The organism is Streptomyces sp. AM6-12, assembly GCF_044327085.1.
Lineage (GTDB): Bacteria > Actinomycetota > Actinomycetes > Streptomycetales > Streptomycetaceae > Streptomyces.
Window position 1 is genome coordinate 5895499 of record NZ_JBIQWN010000001.1, and the last position, 16109, is coordinate 5911607.

General features: G+C 72.8%; 15 protein-coding genes. 10 read left to right on the forward strand and 5 right to left on the reverse strand.

Going from position 1 to position 16109, the window contains the following annotated elements:
* The first annotated feature begins 67 nt into the window (after nt 1-67).
* Both ACE4Q9_RS26825 and ACE4Q9_RS26830 read left to right on the forward strand, forming a co-directional pair.
* On the forward strand, nt 68-649 hold the full coding sequence (locus ACE4Q9_RS26825) for a GNAT family N-acetyltransferase (RefSeq protein WP_397986796.1): 582 nt from the start codon (nt 68-70) through the stop codon (nt 647-649).
* 55 nt (nt 650-704) lie between these two features.
* Complete coding sequence (locus tag ACE4Q9_RS26830) at nt 705-1637, forward strand: 5'-nucleotidase (protein WP_397986797.1); 933 nt, start codon at nt 705-707, stop codon at nt 1635-1637.
* A 36-nt stretch (nt 1638-1673) separates the two neighbouring features.
* Here ACE4Q9_RS26830 and ACE4Q9_RS26835 read toward each other — a convergent pair whose 3' ends face one another.
* On the reverse strand, nt 1674-2519 hold the full coding sequence (locus ACE4Q9_RS26835) for a siderophore-interacting protein (RefSeq protein WP_397986798.1): 846 nt from the start codon (nt 2517-2519) through the stop codon (nt 1674-1676).
* A 131-nt stretch (nt 2520-2650) separates the two neighbouring features.
* On the reverse strand, nt 2651-3580 hold the full coding sequence (locus ACE4Q9_RS26840) for a 5'-3' exonuclease H3TH domain-containing protein (protein WP_397987338.1): 930 nt from the start codon (nt 3578-3580) through the stop codon (nt 2651-2653).
* Nucleotides 3581-3825: 245 nt separating this feature from the next.
* Between ACE4Q9_RS26840 and ACE4Q9_RS26845 the strand changes: the two genes are divergently transcribed.
* The 4 genes from ACE4Q9_RS26845 (at nt 3826) to ACE4Q9_RS26860 (ending at nt 8418) form a co-directional block, all read left to right on the forward strand.
* Nucleotides 3826-4911 (forward strand): glycine betaine/L-proline ABC transporter ATP-binding protein, encoded by a 1086-nt coding sequence (locus ACE4Q9_RS26845; RefSeq protein WP_397986799.1) that lies wholly within the window; start codon nt 3826-3828, stop codon nt 4909-4911.
* Nucleotides 4904-6718: an ABC transporter permease/substrate binding protein gene (locus ACE4Q9_RS26850; RefSeq protein ID WP_397986800.1), complete on the forward strand. Its 1815-nt coding sequence runs from the start codon at nt 4904-4906 to the stop codon at nt 6716-6718. Before ACE4Q9_RS26845 ends, ACE4Q9_RS26850 begins: the two co-directional genes overlap by 8 nt.
* 408 nt (nt 6719-7126) lie before the next feature.
* A complete protein-coding gene (locus ACE4Q9_RS26855) occupies nt 7127-7699 on the forward strand; it encodes a helix-turn-helix domain-containing protein (protein WP_397986801.1) in 573 nt (190 codons plus the stop codon).
* On the forward strand, nt 7696-8418 hold the full coding sequence (locus ACE4Q9_RS26860) for a helical backbone metal receptor (protein WP_397986802.1): 723 nt from the start codon (nt 7696-7698) through the stop codon (nt 8416-8418). The genes ACE4Q9_RS26855 and ACE4Q9_RS26860 overlap by 4 nt, the downstream gene beginning before the upstream one ends.
* Here the strand turns inward: ACE4Q9_RS26860 and ACE4Q9_RS26865 are convergent.
* Nucleotides 8330-9499 carry a TDT family transporter gene (locus tag ACE4Q9_RS26865; protein WP_397986803.1) on the reverse strand — a complete coding sequence of 390 codons (1170 nt, stop codon included), beginning with the start codon at nt 9497-9499 and terminating at the stop codon, nt 8330-8332. The two genes, ACE4Q9_RS26860 and ACE4Q9_RS26865, sit on opposite strands and share 89 nt — an antisense overlap.
* Before the next feature lie 70 nt (nt 9500-9569).
* On the opposite strand from ACE4Q9_RS26865, the gene ACE4Q9_RS26870 reads away from it, so the two are divergent.
* Entirely contained in the window at nt 9570-10502 is a 933-nt protein-coding gene (locus ACE4Q9_RS26870) for a LysR family transcriptional regulator (RefSeq protein WP_397986804.1), read from the forward strand.
* A gap of 409 nt (nt 10503-10911) precedes the next feature.
* Here the strand turns inward: ACE4Q9_RS26870 and ACE4Q9_RS26875 are convergent, their stop codons facing one another.
* Both ACE4Q9_RS26875 and ACE4Q9_RS26880 read right to left on the reverse strand, forming a co-directional pair.
* Nucleotides 10912-11598, reverse strand: a complete 687-nt coding sequence (locus ACE4Q9_RS26875; RefSeq protein WP_397986805.1) for a gamma-glutamyl-gamma-aminobutyrate hydrolase family protein — start codon at nt 11596-11598, stop codon at nt 10912-10914.
* Between the two features lie 67 nt (nt 11599-11665).
* The gene (locus tag ACE4Q9_RS26880; RefSeq protein ID WP_397986806.1) at nt 11666-12403 is read right to left on the reverse strand and encodes a FadR/GntR family transcriptional regulator; all 738 of its coding nucleotides are present in this window, start codon (nt 12401-12403) and stop codon (nt 11666-11668) included.
* Nucleotides 12404-12498: 95 nt separating this feature from the next.
* Here ACE4Q9_RS26880 and ACE4Q9_RS26885 point away from each other — a divergent pair, with 95 nt between their 5' ends.
* The 3 genes from ACE4Q9_RS26885 to ACE4Q9_RS26895 all read left to right on the forward strand — a co-directional run bounded on the left by ACE4Q9_RS26885 (nt 12499) and on the right by ACE4Q9_RS26895 (nt 16092).
* Nucleotides 12499-13857 (forward strand): glutamine synthetase family protein, encoded by a 1359-nt coding sequence (locus tag ACE4Q9_RS26885; protein ID WP_397986807.1) that lies wholly within the window; start codon nt 12499-12501, stop codon nt 13855-13857.
* Nucleotides 13858-13939: 82 nt separating this feature from the next.
* Complete coding sequence (locus ACE4Q9_RS26890; protein ID WP_397986808.1) at nt 13940-15313, forward strand: aldehyde dehydrogenase family protein; 1374 nt, start codon at nt 13940-13942, stop codon at nt 15311-15313.
* On the forward strand, nt 15310-16092 hold the full coding sequence (locus tag ACE4Q9_RS26895; protein WP_397986809.1) for a 3-oxoacyl-ACP reductase: 783 nt from the start codon (nt 15310-15312) through the stop codon (nt 16090-16092). Before ACE4Q9_RS26890 ends, ACE4Q9_RS26895 begins: the two co-directional genes overlap by 4 nt.
* The last annotated feature ends 17 nt before the right edge of the window (nt 16093-16109 follow it).

Below are 16109 nucleotides of genomic sequence, written 5' to 3' on the forward strand. Positions count from 1 at the left end.
GGGTGCGAGGGGTGGTCGTCGTAGATCGGCCGGGGGAGCGGGGCGCGGGGGCGGCAGTATGGGGATCATGCCCCTTCTCACCCGCCCGGTGCTGACCCCCGGCGCCCTCGCCCGTACCGAGCAGCCCGTCATTCCCACCGGTGACGGTCTGCTGCTGCGCCCCTGGCAGGAGGAGGACGCGCCCGCCGTGCACGCGGCGTTCCAGGACCCGCTGATGCACCGCTTCCACGGCAGGTCCTGCGAGTCGGAGGCGGAGGCCGCCGAATGGATCACGCGGTGGCGGCGGGCGTGGGCTGGGGAGCGGGAGCCGCAGTGGGCGGTCGTGGCGGAGGGCACCGGGCTGCTGATGGGCCGGGTGGCGCTGCGGCAGATCGAGCTGGCCGACGGGCTGGCCGAACTCGCCTACTGGACCGTGGCGCAGGCCCGCGGCCGCAGTGTGGCGACCCGGTCGGCCGCCGCGCTGACGCACTGGGCGTTCGAGGAGATCGGGTTCCACCGGCTGGAGTTGATGCACTCCACCGCCAACGAGGCCTCCTGCCGGGTCGCCGTCAAGGCCGGCTTCGCCGCGGAGGGCACCCGGCGCAAGGCGTACCTGCACCTCGACGGCTGGCACGACATGCATCTGCACGCACGGGTGCGCGGGGACTGAACCCGAGCCGGCGGCACGCCGTTGTGCCGGCGCGGGCCGGTGTGAAGATGGGCGCATGCCTGCCTATGACCTCGCGAACCGGCTCGTCGTCGGCGTCGCCTCCAGCGCCCTGTTCGATCTGCGGGAATCCGACGCGGTGTTCAGGGAGCAGGGCGAGGAGGCCTACCGGGCCTACCAGGAGGAGAAGCGGGACGACACGCTGCGTCCCGGAGTGGCGTTCGCGTTCATCCGCAGGCTGCTGTCGCTCAACGACCTCGGGGAGCCGGGCGATCCGCTGGTCGAGGTCATCATCCTCTCCCGCAACGACCCCGACACCGGGCTGCGGGTCATGCGCTCGATACAGGCCCGTGAACTGCCCATCAGCCGGGCCGTGTTCATGCAGGGCCGCTCCCCGTACAGGTTCATGCCGGCGCTGAACATGTCGCTGTTCCTGTCGGCGAACGGCGACGACGTACGCGAGGCGGTCGCGGCGGGGCTGCCCGCGGGGCATGTGCTGGGGGCGGCGTATCCGGACGACGCCGCGGACCGGGAGCTGCGGATCGCGTTCGACTTCGACGGGGTGCTGGCCGGCGACGCGGCCGAACAGGTCTACCAGTCGCAGGGGTTGGAGGAGTTCCGGGCGCACGAGGCGCGCAACGCGGCGACCCCGCACGACGCGGGGCCGCTGCGCGACTTCCTTGCCGGGGTGAACCGGATCCAGAGCCGGGAGGAGGAACGGCGCGGGGCGGACCCGGAGTACGAGCCGCGGGTCCATGTCTCCATCGTGACCGCGCGCAACGCCCCGGCGCACGAGCGGGCCGTGAACAGCCTCAAGCAGTGGGGCGTGCGGGTCAACGGCGCGTTCTTCCTGGGCGGCGTGGACAAGGGCGCCGTGATGAAGGTGCTGGATCCGCACATCTTCTTCGACGACCAGGTGACGCAGCTGGAGAGCACGGCGCGGACCACGCCGAGCGTGCATGTGCCGTTCGGCAGGATCAACGCGCGCTGAGGCCCGCCCGGACGGACGGGCTCGCCGGCGCGGGGCTCAGGCGGCCCGCGCGCCGCCCTCCTGCTCCGCCTCGATCCGGGCGTTCCACTCCCGCTTGGACGCCTGCCAGCCGTCCTCGTTGTGACCGAGGCGCCAGTAGCCGGAGATCGAGAGGTCCTCGCGCGGGATCCGCAGGTCGACCCGGAGCAGCCGGCGCAGCTCCTTCACGAACCCGGCCTCGCCGTGCACGAAGGCGTGCGGGCGGCCCTCGGGGAACTCCAGGGCGCGTACGGCCGCCAGCAGGGCGGTGCCGACCGGGCGGTCCCCGCGGTGCACCCAGACGATCTCCGCGGCGGAGTCGATCTTCTGCTCCTCCTCGGGCCCGGAGACCTCCACGAAGGCGTGCGCCGGGGCGCCGGCGGGCAGGGACTCCAGGGCGCGGGCGATGGCGGGCAGCGCGCTCTCGTCGCCGACGAGCAGATGCCAGTCGGCGTCCGGGTCGGGGGCGTAGGCGCCGCCGGGGCCCATGAAGCGCAGGGTGTCGCCGGGCTGGGCCCGCAGCGCCCAGGGGCCGGCCAGGCCCTCGTCGCCGTGGATCACGAAGTCCAGGGTCAGCTCGCGGTGTTCGGCGTCCCAGTCGCGCACGGTGTAGGTGCGGGTCACCGGCCACTGCTCGCGCGGGAACTCGGCGCGGATCCGCTCCAGGTCGAAGGGCTCCGGATAGGTCACGTCCGGCGGGCCGAACAGGAGCTTCACGTAGTGATCGGTGCAGGTGTCCGCCGCGAACCCGGCGAGTTCGTCGCCGCCGACCACCACGCGCTGCATGTGCGGGGTCAGCCGCTCGGTGCGCACCACGCGGGCCACGTGGACCTTGCGCGGCTTTCGTTCCGGACGCTCTGCCATCACGGCCTCCTGCGAACTGGGTAAGGTATACCTAAGTTAACATCTCTTCCGTCGGCCCGATCTTCCCTTGTGATTCAACGGCCGCCCTTTGCTGGAATATTGCCGACCTGACGGCCCCGTTTCCGCGGCTTCTAGGCGCTCAGCGTGGCCAGCAGCCGCTGGAGCGAACCGCCCAGGCCCCAGCGGGCGGCCAGTCCCTCCAGGACCGCCGGATCGCGGGGGGTGCCCGGCAGTGCGGTGTCCACCTGCGGCAGCGGCACGTCACCGGCCACCCGCACCACCTTCGGCGCCACCGCGAGATACGGCCGCGCCTCGGTCAGCCGCCGCCGCTGCGAGGGCGTGAGCTTCGCCTCCGGGTCGTCCACGGCCGCCATGATCCCGGCCAGGTCGCCGAACTCGGCGAGCAGCTTGGCGGCCGTCTTCTCGCCGATCCCGGCCACGCCCGGCAGTCCGTCGCTCGGGTCACCGCGCAGCAGCGCCAGGTCCGCGTACCCCCGTCCGTCGACGCCGTACTTCTCGCGCAGCACCGCCTCGTCGGTCACCTGGAGGGTGCCCACGCCCTTGAGCGGGTACAGCACCCGCACCCCGCGTCCGTCGTCCACCAGCTGGTACAGATCGCGGTCGCCCGTGACGATGTCCACCGGGCCGGTGGCGCGGGCGGTGAAGGTGCCGATCACGTCGTCCGCCTCGTAGCCGGCGACTCCGACGCGGGCGATGCCGAGCGCGTCCAGCACGGACTCGATGACGGGCACCTGCGGGGCGAGGGTGTCCGGCACCTCCTCCGCGTCCGGGGCGCCGGTGTGCTCCTCGGCGACCCGGTGCGCCTTGTAGGTGGGGATCAGCTCGACCCGCCACTTCGGCCGCCAGTCGGCGTCCATGCAGGCCACCAGGCGGGTGGGCCGGTGGTCCCTGACCAGGCGGTCGATGAAGTCCAGCAGCCCGCGCACGGCGTTCACCGGGGTGCCGTCCGGCGCCCGCACGGAGTCGGGCACACCGAAGTAGGCGCGGAAGTACAGCGAGGCGGTGTCGAGGAGCATCAGTCGTCCGGTCACGCTTCGCATCATGCCGTACGCCACTGACAGTCATCCCCCGTCACCTCGCGCACCTTTCGTCCTGGAACGCGTTGCGCGATGCGCATCGCGGTGAGCCCGGCCACCTCTGAGTTTGCCTCGGCTTGACCTGGGCAGGGGCGCCGTCAGGAGCGAAGTAGTGCGCTTTTCAACCGGTCGGTGGCCTTTGTCACCGGCCTTCCGACGGTCGCCGGGCCTTCGTCTCCTGTTCCCTGTTCCCGAGACAAGAGGTTCGCGTGCAAGCCAGGCTTGAGGCGGAGCACCTGTTCAAGGTGTTCGGCAGACGACCGGACGACGCAGTGGAGCGCCTGCGGAAGGGCGCCGACCGGGAGGAGCTGCGCGCCGACGGCACCACCGCCGCCGTGATCGACGCCTCCTTCCGGGTCGAGGCGGGGGAGATCTTCGTCGTCATGGGCCTGTCGGGCTCCGGCAAGTCCACCCTGCTGCGGATGCTCAACGGTCTGCTGGAGCCGACCGCCGGCAGCGTGCGCTTCGACGGCGCGGAGCTGACCGCGCTCGGCGACCGCGGCCTGCGCGAACTGCGTGCGACAAAGATCAGCATGGTCTTCCAGCACTTCGCGCTGTTCCCGCACCGCAGTGTCCGCGACAACGCCGCCTACGGCCTGGAAGTGCAGGGCGTGCCCCGCGCCGAGCGCGAACGCCGCGCCGACGAGGCGCTCGCCCTGTGCGGCCTGGCCGGCTGGGAGAAGTCCTGGCCCGACGAGCTGTCCGGCGGCATGCAGCAGCGCGTCGGCCTCGCCCGCGCCCTGGCCACCGACGCCGATCTGCTGCTCATGGACGAGTCCTTCAGCGCCCTGGACCCGCTGATCCGGCGCGACATGCAGGACCAGCTCCTGGAGCTCCAGAAGACGCTGAAGAAGACCATCGTCTTCATCACCCACGACCTCAACGAGGCCATGCGTCTGGGCGACCGGATCGCCGTCATGCGCGACGGCCGCATCGTGCAGACCGGCACCGCCGAGGACATCCTGCTGCGCCCCGAGAACGACTACGTGGCGTCCTTCATCCAGGACGTCGACCGCTCGCGGGTGCTCACCGCCGCCGCCGTCATGGACACCGACCCGCGCGGCGACGAGGCCGACTGCGGCTGCGAGACGGCGACGCCGGACACGCCGTTCACCGAGCTGTGCGCGATCAGCGCCCGGCTGCCGCACCCGGTCGCCGTCCTGGACGCCGACCGCACCCTCGTCGGCGTGGTGCCCCGGCAGCGCCTGGTGGGATTCCTCGGCGACGAACAGGGCGAGCCCGCCGCCTGCGACGGCTTCGCCGAGGACGGGAAGAAGGTGATCGGCCGTGCCTAGGCTGCCCCTCGGCAACTGGGTCGACTCCGGTGTGAACTGGCTGGTCGGCCACCTCGCCTGGCTTTTCGACGCCATCAAGGCCGTCATGGAGGGCATGTACAACGGCATCGACGCCGTCCTCGGCGCCCCCACGCCGCTGCTCATGGCCGGCATCCTCGCCGTTCTCGCCTGGTGGCTGCGCGGCCTGCTCGCCGGTGTCCTCGCCTTCGCCGGATTCGCCCTGGTCGACTCGCTCCAGCTGTGGGACCAGGCGATGTCCACGCTCGCCCTGGTTCTCGTGGCCACTGTGATCGCCCTGGTGATCTCGATCCCGCTGGGCATCTGGGCGGCCCGCTCCAAGGCGGTCGGCGCCGCCGTACGGCCCGTCCTGGACCTGCTCCAGACGATGCCCTCGATGGTCCTGCTGATCCCGGCCATGCTGTTCTTCGGGCTCGGCACCGCGGCCGGCGTCGTGGCCACCCTGATCTTCGCGCTCGCCCCCGGTGTCCGCATGACCGAGCTGGGCATCCGCCAGGTCGACCCCGAACTGGTCGAGGCCGCCGAGGCGTTCGGCACCAGCCCGCGCGACATCCTGTGGCGGGTCCAGCTGCCGCTCGCCCTGCCGACCATCATGGCCGGCGTCAACCAGGTGATCATGCTGGGCCTGTCCATGGTCGTCATCGCCGGCATGGTCGGCACCGGCGGCCTCGGCGGCGCCGTGAACGAGGCCATCGGCCAGCTCGACATCGGGTACGGCTTCGAGGCCGGCGTCGGCATCGTCGTCCTCGCCATCTACCTGGACCGCATCACCGGCGCCCTGGGCACCCAGCTCTCCCCGTCCGGGCGCAGGGCCGCCGCCAAGGCGCCCCGGCGCGCGTGGTCGTGCCGGCCGCGCCCGGTCGTCGCGGTCGCCGGGATCGTCGTCCTGGTGCTCGCCGCGGGCGCGATCGGCGTGTTCGGTCCCAACGGCACCACCTCCGAGGCCTCCGGCGCCGACGTCGGCAAGGGCAAGGAGATCAAGATCGGCTACATCCCCTGGGACGAGGGCATCGCCTCCACCTACCTGTGGAAGGAGATCCTCCAGGAGCGCGGCTTCAAGGTCACCACCACCCAGTACGCGGCCGGCCCCCTCTACACCGGCCTCGCCACCGGGCAGATCGACTTCGAGACCGACTCCTGGCTGCCGACCACGCACGCCGAGTACTGGAAGAAGTACGGCAAGCAGCTCGACGACCTCGGCAAGTGGTACGGCCCCACCTCCCTGGAGCTGACCGTGCCCTCCTACGTGAAGGACGTCGATTCCCTGGCCGACCTCAAGGCGCACGCGTCCGAGTTCGGCGGGAAGATCGTCGGCATCGAGCCCAGCGCCGGCGAGATGAGCCTGCTCAAGTCGAAGGTCCTCAAGGAGTACGGGCTCGACGGCACCTACCAGGTGATCGACGGCTCGACCCCGGCCATGCTCGCCGAGCTCAAGCGCGCCTACGCCCGCAAGCAGCCGGTCCTCGTCACTCTGTGGTCCCCGCACTGGGCCTACAGCAGCTACGACCTGAAGAAGCTCAAGGACCCGAAGGGCGCCTGGGGCAAGGGCGACGGCGTGCACACCCTGTCCCGCAAGGGGTTCGCGGGGGACAACCCGCAGGTCGCCCGCTGGCTGAAGGACTTCTCCATGACCGAGAAGCAGCTCACCGGCCTGGAGGCGAAGATCCAGGGGGCCGGCAAGGGCAAGGAGCAGGACGCGGTCCGCGCCTGGCTGCGGGAGAACCCCGGCCTGGTCGACAAGTGGGCGCCGGTCTCCGGCGAGCACGCCCAGAGCCAGGCGGCCGGGTGACCCGCTGCCAGACGGCCGGATGAACCACCGCCGGGCGACCGGGTGACCTGACCGGCCCGGACCGCCGCCCGAGGGGCGGACGGCACCGTACGACGATGGAGTACGGAGCCGTCCGCCCCTCGCGGTTTTCCCCCTCAGGGCAGGGAAACCGCGTCCCTTACGGGAAGAATCCGGCCAATCACCCAGCGTGATGACTGCGGTCGCAGGGCATGTTCATCCCCACGGAGGAAGTCACGGGAGGAGCCCTCCGGGACGCCGACGCCTGGCGAGAACGCGAGGGTAGGGGGTATTCGGTGAGACGGGGATGTGACACGCGCATGTAACCGTTTGCCGAACATGCGTAGGGTGCAGTGAAGCCATTCACGAGACGCACGACGAGCACGACGAGCGAGGGAGGGAGCCGGAGCGATGGGCGACCACAAAGAGCAGCAGCCCGTACGGGTGGGCGCGGCGGTCCGGCGGCGTCGGCGTGCCCTGGAGTTGACCCTCGCGGTCGTCGCCGAGCGCACCGGCCTGTCCGTGCCCTTCCTCAGCCAGGTGGAGAACGACCGGGCCCGGCCGAGCAGCACCTCCCTGGAGAAGCTGGCCGACGCGCTGCGCACCACCGCCGTCGAACTCCTCGCCGCGGCGGACCCGGCGGCCAGCGTCGACCTGGTGCGCGCCGAGCCGCTCACCGAGGACGACTTCACCCCCCGCACCCGCAACCTGGTCCGCGGCCACCACCAGCTGCACGCCTCCGAGTTCACCGGCGACCACGACGCGGGCCGCGAGTTCCAGCACCGCAACGACGAATTGATGTACGTGGCCGACGGCGCGGTCGAGATCGAGGCCGAGGGCCGCGCCTACCGCCTCGGCCGGGGCGACACGCTCTATCTCACCGGCGGGGTCAGACACCGCTGGCGGGCGACCGTGCCGGACACCCGGATCGTCGTGGTGGCGGTGGCCGAGCACATCGAGGCCGTGCAGGACCGGACCCGGTGAGGCGCGTCGTCTCCCTGGTCCCCTCGCTCACCGAGGCCGTGGCCGAGACGCTGCCCGGCGCGCTCGTCGGCGCCACGGACTGGTGCAGTCATCCGGGGGAGCTGGACGTCGTCCGGATCGGCGGGACGAAGAACCCCAAGGTGGACCGCGTCGTCGAGCTCGCGCCGGACGTGGTGATCGCCAACGAGGAGGAGAACCGCGTCCCGGACCTCGACGCGCTGCGTGCGGCGGGGCTGGAGGTGCTGGTCACCGAGGTGCGTACCGTGCCCCAGGCCTTCACGGAGCTGGCGCGGGTGCTGGCGGCGTGCGGGGCGCCCGAGCGGCCGGGCTGGCTGCGGGAGGCCGAGACGGCATGGGGCGCGCTGCCGGAGCCGGCGGAGCGCCGCACCGCGGTCGTGCCGATCTGGCGCAGGCCCTGGATGGTCGTCGGCCGCGACACCTTCGCGGGCGATGTGCTGGCCCGCCTCGGCATCGACCACCTGTACGCGGACCACCCGGAGCGCTACCCCCGCATACCCCTGGACGAGCTGCGGACGGCGGCCCCCGACGTGGTCGTCCTCCCGGACGAGCCCTACCGCTTCACCGCCGACGACGGCCCGGAGGCCTTCCCCGGACTGGCCTGCGCCCTGGTCAGCGGGCGGGATCTGACGTGGTACGGCCCGTCTCTGGCGTGGGCGCCGCAGACGCTGGGCGAGGCCCTGCGAGCAGCTCACCGCTGAGCAGCCCGCGCACCGTGCCGTGCCCCGCCGCGAGCCAGGCCCCCACGAGCAGGACGTACAGCGCGACGGACAGCGCCTGCAACGCGGTGAGGGAGGTGTGCCGGGCGAGGGCGGCCGCGCCGGTGACGCAGGTGCCCACCGGGAAGGTGGCGCCCCACCAGGTCATCGCGAACCCCATGCCCCGGCGGCGGGCCCGCACCAGATGGGCCAGGGACAGCGCCAGCCACATCAGCGCGAAGCCCATCACCGGCACGCCGTACAGCACGGAGAACACCGTGAGGCCGTGCGCGTAGGAGGCCGGTACGACGCCGGGGGCGGCGTTCGCGATCGAGCCGAGGGCGGTGGTGGACTGCCCGAGCGGGCCGAGGACCAGGAGCAGCGTCGGGGTGAGCGCGAGCGGCAGCGGGCCCGAGGTGATCAGCCGGCCGAGGACCAGCGGCAGCACCAGCAGCGTGGCGAACAGGCTCAGCCCGAACATCGCGAGACAGGCCAGCAGCAGGGTCGCACGGGGCTGGCCCGGCGGCAGATGCGGCACCAGCAGCGGACCGAGCGCGGCCGACACCATCGGCGCGACCAGCGGCAGCAGCCACACCGGGGAGGCCTGGGAGGGCTCGATGCGGTGCCGTACGGACATCAGGTACGGCACGGCCACGGCCGCCGCCAGCCCGATCGCCGTGCCCGCCGTGTACAGCACGCCGTCCAAGGCGACGGCCGTGCTCATGCCGAGCCAGTCGCGGCCCGCGGTCGGCGCGCCGCCGCCCACGGCCAGCAGGGCCATGGAGACACAGCCGTAGAACGGGGCCATCGCCGGGTCGAGGAGGTGGGCGCGGGCCTGGTCGCGGTGGTGGAGCCAGTGCAGGGTGCGGGCCGCCAGCAAGGTCACCAGCATCAGCAGCGACAGCGCCCACACCGCCGCGAGGAGCGTGTGCACGCCGGGCGGCAGGCTCACCGGCAGCGCGGTGCCGGCCGTGCCGACGGCGGCGGTGCCCATGACGGAGGCGTACCAGTTGGGTCCGAGGTGGCGGACCAGGGCGGCGCGGGGTGCGCGCGTGACGGGGAGGGGCGGGGCGGCGGTGACCATGGCATCACCGTGCCTTCACGCATCGTCCCTGACCAGGGAGTTCCCCTCTATGAGGGCATAAGCTGGTCTTATGAGCGAGGCGGAGGGGTCCGGAGGAGAGCGCGAGGGCACGGGGTCGTTGGCGCACCGGGTGCCGGATCTGGCGGCGCTCGAGCTGCTGCTCGCGGTGGCGCGGCTGGGGAGCCTCGGCGCGGCGGCGCGGGAGGTCGGGATCACGCAGCCGGCGGCGAGCAGCCGCGTCCGGTCGATGGAACGGCAGCTGGGGGTCGCGCTGGTGGACCGTTCGCCGCGGGGGTCCCGGCTGACCGACGCGGGCGTGCTGGTGACGGACTGGGCGCGGCGGGTGGTGGAGGCGGCGGCGGCGTTCGACGCGGGGGCGCGGGCACTGCGGGACCGGCGGGACTCGCGGCTGCGGGTGGCGGCGAGCATGACCATCGCCGAGTACCTGCTGCCGGGCTGGCTGCTCGCGCTGCACGCGGAGCGTCCCGATACGGCGGTGTCGCTGCTGGCCGGGAACTCGGCGAGGGTGGCGGAGCTGCTGCTGGCCGGCGAGGCGGACCTGGGGTTCGTGGAGGGGCTGTCCGTGCCCTCGGGGCTCGACGCGGTGGTGATCGGGCGCGACCGGCTGATCGTGGTGACGGCGCCGGGGCATCCCTGGGCGCGGCGCCGTCGGCCGCTGTCGCCGGAGGAGCTGGGGCGGACGCCGCTGATCCTGCGGGAGCGGGGGTCGGGGACGCGGCAGGTGCTGGACGCGGCGCTCGGGGGGCTGGCCCGGCCGTTGATCGAGCTGTCCTCGACGACGGCGGTGAAGGCGTCGGCGGTGAGCGGGGCGGGGCCGTCGGTGCTCAGTGAACTGGCGGTGCGGGAGGAACTGGCGCTGCGGCGGCTGGTGGCGGTGCCGGTGGAAGGGGTGTCGCTACGGCGGGACTTGCGGGCGGTGTGGCCGACGGGTCACCGGCCGACGGGTCCCGCGCGGGATCTGCTGGCATTGACGCGGGCCTGAGCCGGGGCGGGACGCGGCTGGGGCGCCCTGAAGGGGCGCGGGGTCCTGCGCGAGCGGTCACATGCGGCCCGCAGCCGTCCACCGGGCCTGGCTTTCGGTGGCGGTTTCCAGCCGGCCCCGTGGCTGAGGCGCCTGAAGGGGCGCGGGGAACTTCGCGAGCGGCCGTGGCGGGCCCGCAGCCGCCCCCCGGGGCCCGGGGCTTTCGGTGGCGGTTTCCGGCCGGCCCAGCGGCTGGGGCGCCCTGAAGGGGCGCGGTGCCCGGCGCGAGCGGCCACATGCGGCCCGCAGCCGCCCACTGTTTCCAGCCGGCCTCGTGGCTGGGGCGCCTTGAAGGGACGCGAGGCCCTACGCGAGTGGCCATGGCGGGCCCGCGGTCGGCCACCGGCCCGGCCCCCGCGGCGCGGACGAATCAACCCGCCGCCCGCACCAACCCCTCCATCACCCGCAGATCCTCCCCCATCTCCGGATGCCATTGCACCCCCAGCGCCCACCCACGCTCGGCCGGCAGTTCCACCGCCTCCACCGTGCCGTCCTCCGCGAAAGCCGACGGCAGGAGACCGCGGCCGAGGCGGGACACGCACTGGTGGTGGTACGTGGGGACGGACACCGTCTCCGGGACCAGGGAGGCGTACCGCGTGCCCGGCACCGGTTCCACCGGGTGCCCGCCGAAGACGCCCACCACCTCCGCGTGCCCCTCCATGTGCTGGACCAGCGTCCCGCCGAGCGCCACGTTCAGCAGCTGCATCCCCCGGCAGATGCCCAGCAGCGGCGTGCCGGCGGCCAGCGCCGCGTGGATCAGGGCGAGTTCCCAGGCATCGCGGGCCGGGGCCGGCGGGCCGGTGCGGGGATCGCGCTCGGCGCCGTAGTGCACCGGGTCCACGTCCGGGCCGCCCGCGACGACCACGCCGTCGAGCCGGGCGACCGCCGCCGCGGCCAGCTCGGGCGCGTCCGGCGGCAGCATGCACGCGAGGCCCCCGGCCCGCTGGACCAGCCGGGGGTACGAGGCCGGCAGCAGCGCGGCCTCCAGCTCCCAGACCCCCCAGCGGGCCCCGGCCTCCAGATACGTGCTCACACCGATCAGCGGTCGTCCGCCCATGCCAGCCTCCCCGAAAGGTATACAGTCATACCTTTGCAGAATCCGCGTGCGCCGGGAAGCCCCGCACTCACGTCAGGAAGCCCCGCAGCAGCGCCGCCGTCCCCGCGCAGTGCTCCCGCATCATCTCCCGCGCGCCGTCGGCGTCCCCGTCGAGCACCGCCTCCACCAGCGCGGTGTGCTGCCGCTGGGAGTGCTCCAGATTGCGCACCAGCAGCGGGATGCAGTCCAGCAGCTCGTTGACCTGCGCCCGTACCGCCGCGTACTGGGCGGTCAGGGAGGGCGAGCCGCACAGCTCGGCCAGGGTCAGGTGCAACAGCGTGTCCAGGCGCCGGTAGTCGGCCAGCGGCGCCTCGTGCGTCTCGGCCAGCGCCGTACGCAGCCGCTCGGCCTGGTCGCCCGTCAGCCCGTGCGCCGCGCACAGCCCGGCCGCGCCCACCTCCAGCACCTCGCGGAAGCGCAGCACGTCCTCGACGTCGACCGCCGCGATCCGCCGCCGCAGCTCGTCCTCGCCGGCGGCGTCCGCGCGGGGCAGCACGAACGTTCCGCCGTACCGCCCGCGCCGCGCCTCCACCAGGCCCTGGTCCTGGAGCACCTTCAGCACCTCGCGCAGCGTCACCCGGCTGATCCCCAGCCGCTCCGCCAACTCCCGCTCCGCGGGCAGTCGTTCGCCGCCCGGTACCAGACCGAGCCGTACCACCTGGAGGATCTGCTCCAGGGCCTCCTCGAAGCCGTTGCCCGCCCGCACCGGCCGCAGCACCGGGGCGAGCCGGTCGCCCACCCCGTGCCACTCTGTCCGAGACGACATCCGCCGTACCCCCTTCCCAAGCAATGGTTCTGAGCAATACCTTATGGCTCCCGGCCCGGCCGAAGAAGCGCGAAGGCGCCCAAGGAGGCTTTTCCGTGGCAGACCGCACAGCCCCGCTCCCCGTCGACGAACTCCGTGCCCTCGTGGAAAGCGGTGAGATCGACACTGTCGTCCTGGCGTTCCCCGATATGCAAGGGCGCCTCCAGGGCAAGCGGTTCGCCGCCCGCTTCTTCCTCGACGAGGTCCTGGAACACGGCACCGAGGGCTGCAACTACCTGCTCGCCGTCGACCCCGAGATGAACACCGTCGACGGCTACGCGATGTCCTCCTGGGAGCGCGGCTACGGCGACTTCGCCATGCGCCCCGACACCGCCACCCTGCGCCGCATCCCCTGGCACCCCGGCACCGCCCTGCTCGTCGCCGACCTCGCCTGGAACGACGGCGCCCCGGTCGTCGCCGCCCCCCGGCAGATCCTGCGCCGCCAGCTCGACCGGCTCGCGGAACTCGGCTACACCGCCCAGGTCGGCACCGAGCTGGAGTTCATCGTCTTCAAGGACAGCTACGAGCAGGCGTGGGACGCGGGGTACCGGGGGCTGACCCCGGCCAACCAGTACAACATCGACTACTCCATCCTCGGCACCGGCCGCATCGAGCCCCTGCTGCGCCGGCTGCGCAACGACATGGCCGGTGCCGGGCTCACCGTCGAGTCCGCCAAGGGCGAGTGCAATCCCGGCCAGCACGAGATCGTCTTCCGCTACGACGAGGCGCTCACCACCTGCGACCAGCACGCCCTGTACAAGACCGGCGCCAAGGAGATCGCCGCCCAGGAGGGCGTCTCGATCACCTTCATGGCCAAGTACAACGAGCGCGAGGGCAACTCCTGCCACATCCATCTCTCGCTCACCGACGCCGACGGCACCAACGTCATGGCCGGGCCCGACGGGATGTCCCCGGTGATGCGGCACTTCCTCGCCGGACAGCTCGCCGCGCTGCGCGACTTCTCGCTCCTGTACGCGCCGAACATCAACTCCTACAAGCGGTTCCAGCCCGGCTCCTTCGCCCCCACCGCCGTCGCCTGGGGCCACGACAACCGCACCTGCGCCCTGCGCGTGGTCGGCCACGGCCGCTCCACACGCTTCGAGAACCGCCTGCCGGGCGGCGATGTGAACCCCTACCTCGCCGTCGCCGGACTGGTCGCCGCCGGCCTGTACGGCATCGAGAACCAGCTCGAACTCCCCGAGCCCTGCCCCGGCAACGCCTACACCGCGGGTTTCGCGCACGTGCCCACCAGCCTGCGCGAGGCCGCCGAGCTGTGGGAGAACAGCCCCATCGCCAAGGCCGCCTTCGGCGCCGAGGTCGTGGACCACTACCGCAACATGGCCCGCGTCGAGCTGGCGGCCTTCGACGCCGCGGTCACCGACTGGGAGCTGCGCCGCTCCTTCGAACGCCTGTGAGCACGCCCGCGTCCGGTCCGCCCAGCCGCCCACCCAGCCGTCCGCTCACCCGCCCCTTCGCCCGCCCGTGAAAGGCCGATCCGTGTCCGACCCCGACGAGCTGAAGATCCTCAACCCCGCTACGGAAGAGGTCCTCGCCACCGTCCCCGCCGCCACCGCCGAGGACATCGACGCCGCCGTCGTACGGGCCGTCCGCGCCCAGAGCCGGTGGGCCGCGCTCGCGCCCGCCGACCGGGCCCGGCTGCTGCGCCGCTTCGCCGACACCGTCGACGCACACCTGGAGGAACTCGCCCGCCTGGAGGTCCGCGAGGCCGGGCACACCCTCGGCAACGCCCGCTGGGAGGCCGGCAACGCCCGCGACCTGCTGGAGTACGCGGCCGGCGGGGTCGAACGCCTCCTGGGCAAGCAGATCCCGGTACCCGGCGGCTGGAACATCACCTTCCCCGAACCCCTGGGCGTGGTCGGGGTGATCGCCCCCTGGAACTTCCCCCTGCCGATCGCCGCCTGGGGCTCCTTCCCGGCGCTCGCCGCGGGCAACGCCGTCGTCCTCAAACCCGCCGAGACCACCCCGCTCACCGCCCTGCGCCTGGCCGAACTCGCCCTGTCCGCGGGCCTGCCCGAGCACCTCTTCCAGGTGCTGCCGGGCCACGGCCACACCGCAGGACGCGCCCTGGTGGACCACCCCGACATCGCCAAGATCGTGTTCACCGGGTCCACCCGTACCGGCCGCGAGATCATGGAGCGCTGCGCCCGGCTGGTCAAACCGGTCACCCTGGAACTCGGCGGCAAGAGCCCCAACATCGTCTTCGCCGACGCCGACCTGAGGTCCGCCCTCGACCCGTTCTCCTTCCTGGACAACTCCGGGCAGGACTGCTGCGCCCGCACCCGGATCCTCGTCCAGGAAGCCGTCCTCGACGAGGCCCGCGACTTCCTCGCCGACGCGCTGGCCGCCGTCGTCGTGGGCGACCCGGCCGACGAGAAGACGCAGATGGGCCCGCTGATCTCGGCGGCGCAGCGCGAACGCGTACGGTCGTACGTCCCCGCGGGCGCCCCCGCCCTGCGCGGCAGCGCCCCCGACGGGCCCGGCTTCTGGTTCCCGCCGACCGTCCTCACGGGGGAGCGGCACGACAGCCCGGCCGCCCGCGAGGAGATCTTCGGACCCGTCGCCGTCCTGCTCCCCTTCTCCGACGAACGGGACGCGGTCCGCCTGGCCAACGACACCCCCTACGGGCTGTCCGGGTCCGTCTGGACCCGCGACCTCGGCCGCGCCCTGCGCGTCAGCGAGGGCGTACGCGCGGGCAACCTGTCCGTCAACTCCCACTCCAGCGTCCGCTACTGGACCCCGTTCGGCGGCTACAAGCAGTCCGGTCTCGGCCGGGAACTGGGCCCCGACGCCCTGACCGCCTTCACCGAAACCAAGAACGTCTTCATCAGCACGGAGGGCCCCGCACAGTGACCGACAACAGTGTTTGCCGCCGCCTGGTCGGCCGTACCGCCGTCGTGACCGGAGCCGGCAGCGGCATCGGCCTCGCCACCGCCCGCCGCCTCGCCGCCGAGGGCGCCCACGTCGTCTGCGCGGACGTGGACGAGATCCGCGGCAAGGCCGCCGCCGACGAGGTGGGCGGACTCTTCGTGAAGGTCGACGTCACCGACCCCGAGCAGGTCGAGGCGCTGTTCCGGACGGCGTACGACACCTACGGCAGCGTCGACATCGCCTTCAACAACGCGGGCATCTCGCCGCCCGACGACGACTCCATCCTGGAGACCGGCCTGGAGGCGTGGAAGCGCGTCCAGGAGGTCAACCTCACCTCCGTGTACCTGTGCTGCAAGGCCGCGATCCCCTACATGCGGCGCCAGGGCAAGGGCTCCATCATCAACACCGCGTCCTTCGTGGCCCGGATGGGCGCCGCCACCTCCCAGATCTCGTACACGGCCTCCAAGGGCGGCGTCCTCGCCATGTCCCGGGAACTGGGCGTGCAGTTCGCGCGGGAGGGCATCCGGGTCAACGCGCTGTGCCCCGGACCCGTCAACACCCCGCTGCTCCAGGAGCTGTTCGCCAAGGACCCGGAGCGGGCCGCCCGCCGGCTCGTGCACATCCCGGTGGGCCGGTTCGCCGAGGCCGAGGAGATCGCCGCCGCGGTCGCCTTCCTGGCCAGCGACGACTCCTCCTTCGTCAACGCCACCGACTTCCTGGTGGACGGGGGCATCGCGGGCGCGTACGTCACGCCCCTGTAGGCCCGCCTCCGCGTAGG

Coding starts and splice junctions, on each gene's coding strand:
- ACE4Q9_RS26830 (WP_397986797.1), top strand. CDS start 705: ATGCCTGCCTATGACCTCGCGAACCGGCTCGTCGTCGGCGTCGCCTCC.
- ACE4Q9_RS26840 (WP_397987338.1), bottom strand. CDS start 3,580: ATGCGAAGCGTGACCGGACGACTGATGCTCCTCGACACCGCCTCGCTG.
- ACE4Q9_RS26855 (WP_397986801.1), top strand. CDS start 7,127: ATGGGCGACCACAAAGAGCAGCAGCCCGTACGGGTGGGCGCGGCGGTC.
- ACE4Q9_RS26875 (WP_397986805.1), bottom strand. CDS start 11,598: ATGGGCGGACGACCGCTGATCGGTGTGAGCACGTATCTGGAGGCCGGG.
- ACE4Q9_RS26880 (WP_397986806.1), bottom strand. CDS start 12,403: ATGTCGTCTCGGACAGAGTGGCACGGGGTGGGCGACCGGCTCGCCCCG.
- ACE4Q9_RS26870 (WP_397986804.1), top strand. CDS start 9,570: ATGAGCGAGGCGGAGGGGTCCGGAGGAGAGCGCGAGGGCACGGGGTCG.
- ACE4Q9_RS26835 (WP_397986798.1), bottom strand. CDS start 2,519: ATGGCAGAGCGTCCGGAACGAAAGCCGCGCAAGGTCCACGTGGCCCGC.
- ACE4Q9_RS26825 (WP_397986796.1), top strand. CDS start 68: ATGCCCCTTCTCACCCGCCCGGTGCTGACCCCCGGCGCCCTCGCCCGT.
- ACE4Q9_RS26865 (WP_397986803.1), bottom strand. CDS start 9,499: ATGGTCACCGCCGCCCCGCCCCTCCCCGTCACGCGCGCACCCCGCGCC.